We start from the raw sequence: 11,645 nt of genomic DNA on the forward strand, positions 1-11,645 counted from the left end.
CGTGGGGGCGCTCGTGCTCGGCACGCTCACCCTGCGCCGCCGCACCCCCTGACCCCCGCCCCGCCGACCCCCGTCGACGCCGGTGGAACATCCGACACGCATCACGTGATGGACGTTCCACAGAGGCAGCCGCAGCCGCAGGGCCTTGCCGGCCGCTGAACGCACGTTTAGAATCTAGAACATGCGTTCAGTCGATCGCGCGGCACCGGAGGACCTCACGGCGCGGGCACGCATCCTGCACGCCGCGGTCGCGCGGTTCGGCGCCGACGGGCTGGGCGTCGGTCTGCGGGCCATCGCTGCCGATGCCGGCGTCAGTGCGGGCAACGTGCTCCACCACTTCGGCTCCAAGGACGGCCTGCGGGCCGCGTGCGACGCGCACGTCCTGGCCGTCGTGCGCGCGGCGAAGTCCACCGCGCTCGGCCCGGCCGGCCCCGACGCGCTGCTGATCCAGCTCGCAGGGCTCGAGGAGTACGCGGCCGTCGTCGGCTACGTGCTGCGCAGCCTGCAGGACGGCGGCCCGCTCGCGCGCGCGTTCGTCGACGCGTTCGCCGCCGATGCCGCCGACTACCTCGCGGCCGGTGTCGCGGGTGGCACGCTCCGTCCCAGCCGCGACGAGGCCGCCCGCGCCAGCTACCTCACGCTCCAGGGCATCGGCACGCTGCTCGCCGCGCTGGTCCTCGACCCGCCGGACGACTACGTGCGCCTCGGCCCGTGGCTCCACCGCTACATGGCGCGGATCGGCCTGCCCGCGATGGAGCTGTTCACCGAGGGCATGTTCACCGACCGCCGGATGCTCGACGCGTACCTCATGCAGGTGCCGGACCCGCCGGGCCGTGCGGCCCCGGCCCCCGTCCCCACGCCCTGAGAGACCTGACGTGACCCCCGTGATCGAGATCCACGACCTGACCAAGACCTTCGGCGCCGTCCGCGCGCTCGACCACCTCGACCTCACCGTCGAGGCCGGCGAGGTGCACGGCTTCCTCGGCCCCAACGGCGCAGGCAAGACGACGACCCTGCGCGTGCTCCTGGGCCTGCTGCGCTCCGACTCCGGCACCGTCCGCGTGCTCGGCGGCGACCCGTGGCGGGACGTCGCGACCCTGCACCGCCGCCTCGCCTACGTCCCCGGCGACGTCTCGCTGTGGCCCAACCTCACCGGCGGCGAGGTGATCGACCTGCTCGGGCGGTTGCGCGGCGGCCTCGACCCGACGCGCCGCGCCGAGCTGCTCGAGCGGTTCGACCTCGACCCGACGAAGAGGTCCCGTGCGTACTCCAAGGGCAACCGGCAGAAGGTCGCGCTCATCGCGGCGCTCGCCTCCGACGTGGACCTGCTGCTGCTCGACGAGCCGACGTCGGGCCTCGACCCCCTCATGGAGGACGTCTTCCGCCAGGTGATCGGCGAGCGCAGGGCCCTGGGGGGCACGGTCCTGCTGTCCAGCCACATCCTCGCGGAGGCCGAGGCGCTGTCGGACCGCGTGAGCATCATCCGGCGGGGCCGCGTGGTCGAGTCCGGCACGCTGGCGCAGCTGCGCCACCTCACGCGCACCGCGGTGACGGCCGACGTCGCGGCGGAGCCGGCCGCGCTCAGCGGGCTGGCCGCCATCGTCGGCGTGCACGGGCTGACCACCGACCGGCGCGACGGGACCACCCGGGTGCGTTGCGAGGTCGACACCGCAGCCCTCGACGCGCTGCTCGTGGCCCTGACCGCGGCCGGCGTCCGCGCGCTGACGAGCGCCCCGCCCACGCTCGAGGAGCTCTTCCTGCGGCACTACTCCGACGGGCTCGTCGGCACGGCGGCGACGGCATGAGCGCCCCGACCCTCGCGCGCGGCACGGCGACGCTGGCCGGGCCGCCGGACCGGCGGAGCCCGTTCACCGGGACCGCCGCGCTCGTCCGTCTCGCGGCGCGCCGCGACCGGGTGCTCGTCCCCGTGTGGTGGGGCGTGTTCGCGTTCCTCGCCTACGGCTCCGCCGCCGCGACCGTCGGCCTCTACCCCGACGAGGCGTCTCGGCGCCTCATCGCCGAGACGGTCAACGGCAACCTCAGCCTCATCGCGCTCTACGGGCCGGTCGCGGACCCGACCTCGATCGGGCAGATCGCGATGTTCAAGCTGACGACGTTCGGCGCGGCGCTCGTGGGTCTGCTCGCGATCGTCCTCGTCGTGCGGCACACCCGGGCCGAGGAGGAGGCGGGCCGCACCGAGCTCGTCGGAGCGGGTGCGACGGGCCGGTGGGCGCCGCTCGCCGCGGCCCTGCTGACCGTCGGCGGGACCGCCGTCGTGCTCGCGCTGGTGACGGCGGCCGGCCTCGTGGGAGCAGGGCTCGACGCGTCGGGATCCCTGTCGTTCGGCCTGGCCTGGGCGGTGACGGGCCTCGCCTTCGCCGGGGTCGCGGCGATCACGGCCCAGCTGGCGCCGACAGCGCGGGCGGCGACGGGCCTCGCGTCCGGCGTGCTGGGCGCGGCCTACGTGCTGCGGGCCGTCGCCGACACCTCCCCTGGTGGCGATCTCGTCTGGCTGCGCTGGCTCTCCCCGGTCGGCTGGGCCCAGGAGGTGCACGCCTTCTCCCAGCCCCGCTGGGCCGTCGGGCTGCTCGGCCTCACGCTCGCCGGGGGGCTCGCGATCGTCGCGTTCGGGTTGCTCGAGCGGCGTGACCTCGGGGCGGGGATGCTGCCGGAGCGCACCGGCACGGCCGGCGCGGGGCGCGACCTCACGGGGGCGTTCGGGCTCGCCCTGCGCCTGCACCGTCCGACCTTCCTCGGCTGGACGGTCGGCGTGGTGCTGCTCGGCTCGATGCTCGGCACGTTGGTGTCGAACATCGACGGGTTCCTCTCGGGGCCGATGGCCGAGGCGTTCCTCGCCCTCGGCGGTGAGAAGGGCCTCGTCGAGGCGTTCCTGGCGACCGAGTGGGCGCTCATCGGGGTGTTCATCTCCGCCTACGCCGTCCAGGCCGTGCTCCGGCTGCGCGGCGAGGAGCTCCACCGCCGGGCCGACCTGCTGCTCGTCACCCCGCTGAGCAGGCTGCGGTGGGCCGCGAGCCACGTCGTCGTCGCGCTCGGCGGTGCGGTGGCCCTGCTCGTCCTCGGCGGTCTTGCCGCGGGCGCCTCGACGGCCGGCGCGCTGGGCGATCCCGTGTGGTTCGGCGCGGTGCTCGGGGCAGCCGTCGTGCAGGTCCCCGCCGTGGCCGTGCTGGCCGGGCTGACGATGCTGGCGATCGGGCTCCTCCCACGGTTCGCCTCGGCGCTCGCCTGGGGCGTGCTCGTCGCCTTCCTGCTCATCGGCGAGGTGGGGCCGCTGCTCGAGTGGCCCGCCTGGCTGCTGGACCTGTCGCCGTTCGCGCACACCCCCCAGCTGCCCGGCTCCGACGTCTCGGTCGGTGCGCTCGTGGGCCTCGCGGCGGTTGCGGCCGTGCTCATGGCGGCGGGCCTCGCGGCCTTCCGGCGGCGCGACCTGGAGTAGCCCGGACGTGGCCCGCGAGGTGCGTCGCTCACCCGCCGACGCCGCGCGCAGGGCCTAGGCTGACGTCGGTCGAGCAGGGAGGCGGTCCGATGAGCACGAGCACACCAGGTCCGGGGGGCGGCGGGGTGCGCCCGCCGTTCGACCCCGTCGGCCGTCCCGGCGCCCCCGCGTCCGAGCGGCAGACGCCGCAGCCGGCCGGCACCGCCGCGCCCGACCGCCCGCCAGCTGGCGGCCCGACGGCGCACCGTCGTCCGCCGCTGTGGCTCGTCGCCGTCGCCGCCGTGCTCGTCGCGGGCCTCGGCGTCGTGGCCGTGCTCGTCCTGAGCAACCGCGGCGGGGGCATCGTGCCCGAGGCTGAGGTCATCACCCTGCCGGTCCCGACGCCGACGATCGAGCCGATGGTGCGCGAGCCGGTCACGGCCTTCGCCGACGCCCTGCCGTCCACGGTGCTGCAGCTCGCGCTGACGGAGCTCGCTGCCGAGCCGACGGTCCTGGCTGCCGGCGCGCTCGAGGGCTACCGGCTCGTCTACTCCGACGGCGGCACGCTCACCCTCGTCGGGACCGCCGGCCAGTGGGCGACGGTCGAGGCCGCGACGACGGCCGCGTCCGCGCTGGTGGCCGCGCAGGTCGCGGCGGCGGGTGCCGACGCCGACCCGGTCCAGGAGGGCCCCGTGCTCGTCGACGGCACCGAGGTGGGGCGGTACTCCCTGGTGCCGCGGGCCGACGGCACCGGGACCATCACGTGGACCAACCAGTCCGTGGTCCTCCAGCTCGACGGCCCGGCCGACTCCCTGCTCGACGTCCACACGGCGTTCACGCTGTGAGCGGCCTCGGCCGCGTGGCGGTGCTCGGTGGCGGCGTCATGGGCGAGGCGATCGTCTCGGCCGTGCTGCGTGCCGGGGTCGACGTCGACGACGTCGCGGTGAGCGAGCGGTACGCGGCACGGGCCACCGAGCTCTCGGCGCGCTACGGGGTCCGGGCGGCGGACGGCAACGCGAAGGTCGCCGCGCGCGCCGACGTCGTCGTCGTGGCCCTCAAGCCCCAGGACGTCGCCGGCGTGCTGGCCGAGATCGCGCCCGCGCTGCGCCCGGGCACCCTGGTGGTGAGCATCGCGGCAGGCCTGACGACGGCGTCCTTCGAGGCGCGACTGCCAGCCGGCACCCCCGTGGTGCGCGTCATGCCCAACACGCCGGCGGTCATCGGTGCCGGCGCGAGCGCGGTGTGCGGCGGGACGCACGCGAGCGAGGAGCACCTCGCCCTGACCGAGCGGCTGCTCGCCGCGACCGGGCTCGTGCTGCGCGTGGCCGAGGCGAACATGGACGCCGTGACCGCGATCTCCGGGTCCGGCCCGGCCTACGTCTTCTACCTCGTCGACGCGCTGGCCGAGGCGGGCGTGCTGCTGGGCCTGGCCCGGCCGCAGGCGCTGGCGCTCGCGGCAGCGACCTTCCGCGGCGCCGCGGAGCTGCTGGACCAGAGCGGCGAGCACCCCGTCGTGCTGCGCGAGCGCGTCTCGTCCCCCGGCGGCACCACGGTCGCCGCGCTGCGCGAGCTCGACGCGCACGGGGTGCGCGCGGCCGTGCTCGCCGCGGCCGAGGCCGCGCGGGACCGCTCACGGGAGCTCGCGGCGGAGCAGGGCATCACGCCCACCGCACGGCCGTGACCCCGGCCCGGCTGGTGGTCACGGCCCCGCGGTCGCGGACGGTCCAGCGGTGAACGGCGGCCGCCCCCCGGCGATGAGCGATGTCGCCCTGCTCGCCGGCGTCTCGCACCAGACCGTCTCGCGCGTGCTCAACGACCACCCCAGCGTGCGTCCGGAGACGCGGCAGCGGGTCCAGGCGGCCATCGCGGAGCTCGGGTACCGCCGCAACACGGCGGCCCGCACGCTCGTGACGCGCCGCTCGGGGGCGATCGGCGTCATGACGTCCGGCTCGGCCCTGTTCGGCCCCACCAGCACGCTCATCGCGATCGAGGGCGCTGCGCGCGACGCCGGGCTGTTCGTCAGCGTCGCGACGGTACGCCGCTGGGAGGCCGACGCGCTGCACCGCGCGCTCGAGCACTTCATGGACCAGGGCGTCGACGGCCTCGTCGTGGTGGCGGCGCACGACGACGCGGTGCGGGTCGTGACGGCGTTCGACGCGCCCGTGCCGGTGGTCATGGTCGGGCCCAGGGACCTGGAGGTCGGCGCGATCCACGCGGTCTCCGTCGACCAGTACGGCGGGGCGCGGCTGGCCACCCGGCACCTCGTCGGCCTCGGCCACCGCGGCGTGGTGCACCTGGCCGGCCCGCAGGACTGGATCGACGGGCGCGAGCGCGTGCGCGGCTGGCGCGACGAGCTCGCAGCGGCCGGCCTGGCCGCGGGCGCCCCGATCGAGGGCGACTGGACCGCCGACCGCGGCTACGCGGTGGGCCGGGCGATGGTCGCCGGGGAGCTGCCGACGGCCGTGTTCGCCGCGAACGACCAGCTCGCGCTCGGCCTCCTGCACGCGTTCGCCGAGGCGGGGGTCCGCGTGCCGGACGACGTCTCGGTGGTCGGTTTCGACGACGTCGACGGCTCCGCGCACTTCGTGCCGCCGCTGACGACGGTGCGTCAGGAGTTCGGCGCGCTGGGCCGGCGGTGCCTGGAGATGCTGCGCGCTGCGATCGCGGGCGAGCCGGTGCTGCCCGACGTCATCGCGCCGCGGCTGGTGGTCCGGTCGAGCACGGCGCCGCCGCGATCCGGCTCTTGACACCTCGAATGTGAGCGCTAACATTGTGAGCAGGGACCTCTTCGGGATCCGCGATGACGCGAGATGGAGCGCACCATGAGCACGGACGTCCGGCACACCGCGGCGCGAGCGGCGATCGCCGACGGGCGGGCGGTGCTCGGCATCGAGCTCGGCTCGACCCGGATCAAGGCCGTCCTCGTCACCCCGGACGGGGCACCCGTCGCGAGCGGCAGCCACGACTGGGAGAACCAGTTCGTCGACCGCACGTGGACCTACTCCCTGGATGCGGTCTGGTCCGGGCTGCAGGGCTGCTACGCCGCGCTGGTGGACGACGTCGAGCAGCGGTACGGCGTGCGGCCCGCCGCCTTCGGCGCCATCGGCGTCTCGGCGATGATGCACGGCTACCTGGCGTTCGACGCCTCGGGCGAGCTCCTGGTGCCGTTCCGGACCTGGCGCAACACCTCGACGGAACGCGCCGCCACCGAGCTGTCGGAGGTCCTCGGCTTCAACATCCCGCTGCGCTGGTCGGTCGCCCACGTCTACCAGGCGATCCTCGACGACGAGCCCCACGTGCCGAGCATCGCCGGCCTGACCACCCTCGCCGGCTACGTGCACCAGAGCCTCACCGGGCGCGCGGTCCTCGGTGTGGGCGACGCCTCGGGGATGTTCCCGATCGATGCGACGACTCGGGACTACGACGCGCGCATGCTGGCCCAGTTCGACGCGCTGGTCGCCGAGCGTCGACCGGGGCTGCACCTCGCCGACCTGCTGCCGCAGGTGCTCCTCGCCGGTCAGGACGCCGGCCGGCTGACCGAGGCCGGCGCCGCGCTGCTGGACCCGTCGGGCTCGCTGCTGCCCGGCGCGCCGCTGTGCCCGCCCGAGGGCGACGCCGGCACCGGCATGGTCGCCACCAACGCGGTCGCACCCCGCACGGGCAACATCAGCGTCGGCACGAGCATCTTCGCGATGATCGTGCTCGAGCGTGCGCTGGAGCGCGTGCACCACGAGGTCGACCTGGTCACCACGCCCGCCGGTGACCCGGTGGCGATGGTGCACTGCAACAACGGCGCCAGCGAGCTGGGCGAGTGGGCGTCGCTGTTCGGCCGGTTCGCGACGGCGATGGGCCACGAGTCCGAGCCCGACGCGGTGTTCGGCGTGCTGCTGCGCGAGGCCCTCGACGGCGACGCCGACGGCGGCGGGCTGGTCGCCTACAACTACCTGGCGGGTGAGCCGATCTCCGGGCTGGCCGAGGGCCGCCCGCTCTTCGTCCGCACGCCCGACAGCCGCCTGACCCTGGGCAACTTCATGCGCGCCCAGGTCTACGGCGCGTTCGGCACCCTGAGCCTCGGCATGCGCATCCTCGCGGCGGAGGGCGTCGAGGTGGATGCGATGTTCGCCCACGGCGGCCTGTTCCGGACCGCCGGCGTGGCCCAGCGGCTGCTCGCCGCTGCCGTCGACGCGCCGGTCGCGGTGGGCCGGACGGCCGGCGAGGGTGGCGCCTGGGGCATCGCCGTGCTGGCCGCCTACCTGGGGGCCGCCGCGGAGCTGGACCTCGGGACCTACCTGAGCACGCGCGTGTTCGCCGACGCGCAGACCGACGTCGTGGCGCCGGACGCCGACGACGTGGCGGGCTACGCCGCCTTCCTCGAGCGCTACACCGCGGGCCTGGCGATCGAGCGCGCCGCCGCGGCAGCCCTCTAGACCACCCGGACCGACGTGCCACGACGAGGAGAACGATGACGGCGACGAAGAGCCTTGCCGACTACGGCCAGGAGGTCCGCGACGAGGTCGCCGAGGTGCGCAAGGTCGTCTGTGACCTGCACGCGGAGCTGCCGCGCTGGGGTCTGGTCGTCTGGACCGCGGGCAACGTCTCGCAGCGGCTGCGCACGGCCGACCTCATGGTCATCAAGCCGTCCGGCCTCAGCTATGACGAGCTGACCCCCGCGTCGATGGTCGTCACCGACCTGGACGGCAACGTGGTGGACGGGGAGCGCTCGCCGTCCTCGGACACCTCGACGCACGCCTACGTCTACCGGCACATGCCCGAGGTCTACGGCGTGGTCCACACGCACTCGACCTATGCGACGGCATGGGCCGCGCGCGCCGAGCCCATCCCCTGCGTGCTGACGATGATGGGCGACGAGTTCGGCGGGGACGTGCCCATCGGCCCGTTCGCGCTCATCGGCGACGAGTCGATCGGCCGCGGCGTCGTGGAGACGCTCCAGGGCTCGCGCAGCCCCGCCGTCCTCATGCGCAACCACGGCCCGTTCACCATCGGCCCCTCGGCCCGCAAGGCGGTCGCCGCCGCGGTCATGGTCGAGGAGGTCGCCAAGACCGTGCACGTCTCGCGACAGCTCGGCGAGCCCACGCGCATCGCGCAGGCCGACGTCGACCGCCTCTACCACCGCTACCAGAACGTCTACGGCCAGTGACGTCCGCCACCACCAAGGAGCAGCAACGATGAGCAAGCCGTACGCCGACCGCGAGGTCTGGTTCCTCACCGGCAGCCAGTCCCTGTACGGCGAGGAGACGCTGCGCCAGGTCGCCGAGCAGTCCCAGGAGGTCGCACGCGTCCTCGACGAGGCCGGGGACGTCCCGGTGCGCATCGTGTGGAAGCCGGTCCTCAAGGACACCGAGTCCATCCGCCGCGCGATGATCGACGCGTCGTCCGACGACCGCGTGCTGGGCGTCATCACCTGGATGCACACGTTCAGCCCGTCGAAGATGTGGATCAAGGGCCTCGACCAGCTGCGCAAGCCGCTGCTGCACCTGCACACGCAGGCCAACGTCGAGCTGCCGTGGGACACCATCGACTTCGACTTCATGAACCTCAACCAGGCCGCGCACGGCGACCGCGAGCACGGCTACATCCAGAGCCGGATGGGCATCGCGCGCACGACGGTGGCCGGCCACGTGACGAGCCCCGTCGTCCAGGCGCGGGTCGGGGCGTGGGTGCGGGCCGCGGCGGGCTGGGCCGCGACGCACGAGATGCGCCTGGTCCGCTTCGGCGACAACATGCGGTACGTCGCGGTCACCGAGGGCGACAAGACCGAGGCCGAGATCACCTTCGGTGTCTCCGTCAACACCTGGGGCGTCAACGAGCTGGTGGAGGCCGTCGAGGCCGTCGCGGACGCCGACGTCGACGTGCTCGTGGCGCAGTACGAGGAGCTGTACGACGTCGTTCCCGAGCTGCGCCTGGGCGGGGAGCGGCACGAGTCGCTGCGCTACGCGGCGCGCCAGGAGATCGCCATCGAGGGCTTCCTCACCGCGCTCGGCGCGACGGCCTTCACCACGACGTTCGAGGACCTGGGCGGGCTGCGTCAGCTTCCCGGCCTCGCCGTCCAGCGACTCATGGCCAAGGGCTACGGGTTCGGTGCCGAGGGCGACTGGAAGACCGCCGTCCTGGTGCGCGCTGCCAAGGTCATGGGCGAGGGGCTGCCCGGCGGCGCCTCCCTCATGGAGGACTACACCTACGACATGACGCCGGGCGCGGAGCTCATCCTCGGCGCGCACATGCTCGAGGTCTGCCCGTCGCTGACCACCTCGAGGCCGACGGTCGAGATCCACCCGCTCGGCATCGGCGGCAAGGAGGACCCGGTCCGGATGGTGTTCTCCACCGACGCCGGCCCGGGTGTGGTCGTGGCGATGTCGGACATGCGGGACCGCTTCCGGCTGACGGCCAACGTCGTGGACGTCGTGACACCGCCCGCGGCGCTGCCGCACCTGCCCGTCGCCCGGGCGGTGTGGCAGCCGCGTCCGGACTTCACCACCTCCGCGGAGGCCTGGCTCACGGCCGGCGCGGCGCACCACACGGTGCTCTCGACCCAGGTGGGGCTGGAGGTGTTCGAGATCTTCGCTCAGCTCGCCCGGACGGAGCTGCTGGTCATCGACGAGCACACCACGCGGCGCGGTTTCGCCGACCAGGTGCGCTGGAACCAGGTCTACTACCGCATCGCCCAGGGGCTCTGAGCCCGTTCCCGTCGGACCGGGCCTCTGCCCCCGGTCCATGGCCGGGCTGTCGTTTGCTTTCGAAGTCTTTCGCTAACGCAGGTCAGTGGCACCCCTCCCGTGGGGGCGTCGCTGGCCTGCGTTCGCACGTTTGGGCCGGTGGGAGCGCTGGGAGCGGGACCAACGGCCCGTCAGCCGGACCGTGTCCGAGTCGTTACTGTTTCGCAATCAAAAGTTGCGTTCAAGAAGTTGACGCAAGGCGGGGCGCCCCGCGACAGTAGGCACGTGCTCAACGACGAGATCGAGCAGCTGCCCGTGACCTTGCGTCGCGAGCGCATGCTCCAGGTGATCAGCGAACGGCAGTTCGTGCGCGTCGCCGATCTCTCCGACACCTTCGGCATCTCGGACGTCACCGTCCGCGCCGACCTCGCGGCCCTCGAGACGTCGCACGCGGTGCGCCGGGTGCGCGGCGGCGCGATCGCCCCGCTGGGCGCCGGCCGCACCGAGCCGTCCTACGAGGAGTCCTCGGTCGAGCTGTCCGGGGAGAAGCAGCGGATCGGCGAGGCGGCCGCCGCGATGGTGTCGTCCGGGATGAGCGTGCTGCTCGACGTCGGCACCACGACGACGGCGATCGCCAGGGCGCTCGTCGCCCGGACCGACCTCGAGCAGGTGGTCGTCATCACCAACGGGCTGACCGTCGCCCTCGAGCTCGAGGACGCCGTCGGCCGGATCACCGTCGTCGTCACCGGTGGCACCCTGCGCCGGCTGCAGCACTCGCTGGTCAACCCCATGGCCACCGTCCTGCTCGACCGCCTGCACGCCGACCTCGGCTTCATCGGCTGCAACGGCATCGACGTCGAGCACGGCGTGACCAACCTCAACCTGCCCGAGGCCGAGGTCAAGGCGCGGATGATCGCCGCGGCGCAGCGCGTGGTCGTCACGGCCGACGGCTCCAAGCTGGGCCAGGTCCACCTGGGCCGTGTCGCGGGCCTCGACGAGGTCGACACCCTCGTCACCGGTCCCTCGGCCCCCGTCCAGGAGGTCGTGCGGCTGCGCCGCGCCGGTCTGGACGTCCTGCAGGTCGAGTAGCAACCCCACACTTCCTGACCGGTCCGAGCTAGGTCATGTCTCCCATATGCGTGTCCAGGTGATGCAGGCGGCGAGGATGATGGCGGCGCGGTAGGTGATGGCGAGCTTGTCGTAGCGAGTGGCCAGGCCTCGCCATTGCTTGGTCAGGGCGAAGTGGCGTTCGACGACGTTGCGGCCGCGGTAGGCGGCGGTGTCGAGTCCGGGTGGCCGCCCGCCGCGGGACCCGCGGCGTTTGCGGGCGGCGATCTGGTCGGACTTCTCGGGGATGACGACCTTGATGCCGCGGGCGTGCAGGGCGCGACGATAGACCCCGGCGGAGTACGCCTTGTCCGCGAGGACCATGTCAGGTCTAGTGCGCGGGCGACCTCCGGCCAGGCGCGGGACGCGGATGTCAGCCAGGACCGCTTCGAGCAGGGCGCCGTCGTTGCGGTGCCCGCCGGTGACCACGG

At 73.9% G+C, this 11,645-nt stretch carries 11 protein-coding genes; 10 read left to right on the plus strand and 1 reads right to left on the minus strand.

Features of this window, described 5'->3' with window-relative positions:
- Window positions 1-181 precede the first annotated feature (181 nt).
- The 10 genes from PKY62_RS09940 to PKY62_RS09985 all read left to right on the plus strand — a co-directional run bounded on the left by PKY62_RS09940 (window position 182) and on the right by PKY62_RS09985 (window position 11,196).
- Window positions 182-865 (plus strand): TetR/AcrR family transcriptional regulator, encoded by a 684-nt coding sequence (locus PKY62_RS09940; RefSeq protein ID WP_324536554.1) that lies wholly within the window; start codon window positions 182-184, stop codon window positions 863-865.
- Window positions 866-875: 10 nt separating this feature from the next.
- Window positions 876-1,805 carry an ABC transporter ATP-binding protein gene (locus tag PKY62_RS09945; RefSeq protein WP_324536555.1) on the plus strand — a complete coding sequence of 310 codons (930 nt, stop codon included), beginning with the start codon at window positions 876-878 and terminating at the stop codon, window positions 1,803-1,805.
- Entirely contained in the window at window positions 1,802-3,454 is a 1,653-nt protein-coding gene (locus tag PKY62_RS09950; RefSeq protein WP_324536556.1) for an ABC transporter permease, read from the plus strand. The genes PKY62_RS09945 and PKY62_RS09950 overlap by 4 nt, the downstream gene beginning before the upstream one ends.
- 89 nt (window positions 3,455-3,543) lie before the next feature.
- On the plus strand, window positions 3,544-4,278 hold the full coding sequence (locus tag PKY62_RS09955; RefSeq protein ID WP_324536557.1) for a hypothetical protein: 735 nt from the start codon (window positions 3,544-3,546) through the stop codon (window positions 4,276-4,278).
- Window positions 4,275-5,114: a pyrroline-5-carboxylate reductase gene (gene proC, locus PKY62_RS09960; protein ID WP_324536558.1), complete on the plus strand. Its 840-nt coding sequence runs from the start codon at window positions 4,275-4,277 to the stop codon at window positions 5,112-5,114. Before PKY62_RS09955 ends, proC begins: the two co-directional genes overlap by 4 nt.
- Window positions 5,115-5,187: 73 nt before the next feature.
- A complete protein-coding gene (locus PKY62_RS09965) occupies window positions 5,188-6,180 on the plus strand; it encodes a LacI family DNA-binding transcriptional regulator (protein WP_324536559.1) in 993 nt (330 codons plus the stop codon).
- Between the two features lie 75 nt (window positions 6,181-6,255).
- Entirely contained in the window at window positions 6,256-7,860 is a 1,605-nt protein-coding gene (locus PKY62_RS09970) for a xylulokinase (RefSeq protein WP_324536560.1), read from the plus strand.
- Window positions 7,861-7,895: 35 nt separating this feature from the next.
- Window positions 7,896-8,591, plus strand: a complete 696-nt coding sequence (locus tag PKY62_RS09975; protein ID WP_324536561.1) for an L-ribulose-5-phosphate 4-epimerase — start codon at window positions 7,896-7,898, stop codon at window positions 8,589-8,591.
- Window positions 8,592-8,619: 28 nt separating this feature from the next.
- On the plus strand, window positions 8,620-10,128 hold the full coding sequence (gene araA, locus PKY62_RS09980; RefSeq protein WP_324536562.1) for an L-arabinose isomerase: 1,509 nt from the start codon (window positions 8,620-8,622) through the stop codon (window positions 10,126-10,128).
- A 264-nt stretch (window positions 10,129-10,392) separates the two neighbouring features.
- Window positions 10,393-11,196, plus strand: a complete 804-nt coding sequence (locus tag PKY62_RS09985) for a DeoR/GlpR family DNA-binding transcription regulator (RefSeq protein ID WP_324536563.1) — start codon at window positions 10,393-10,395, stop codon at window positions 11,194-11,196.
- 33 nt (window positions 11,197-11,229) lie between these two features.
- On the opposite strand, the gene PKY62_RS09990 is transcribed toward PKY62_RS09985, so the two are convergent.
- Window positions 11,230-11,645: transposase (locus PKY62_RS09990; protein WP_324536564.1), on the minus strand; the 416-nt coding region annotated here is incomplete at its 5' end.

Origin of the sequence: Actinotalea sp., assembly GCF_035443605.1 — a bacterium.
Taxonomy (GTDB): Bacteria; Actinomycetota; Actinomycetes; order Actinomycetales; family Cellulomonadaceae; genus Actinotalea.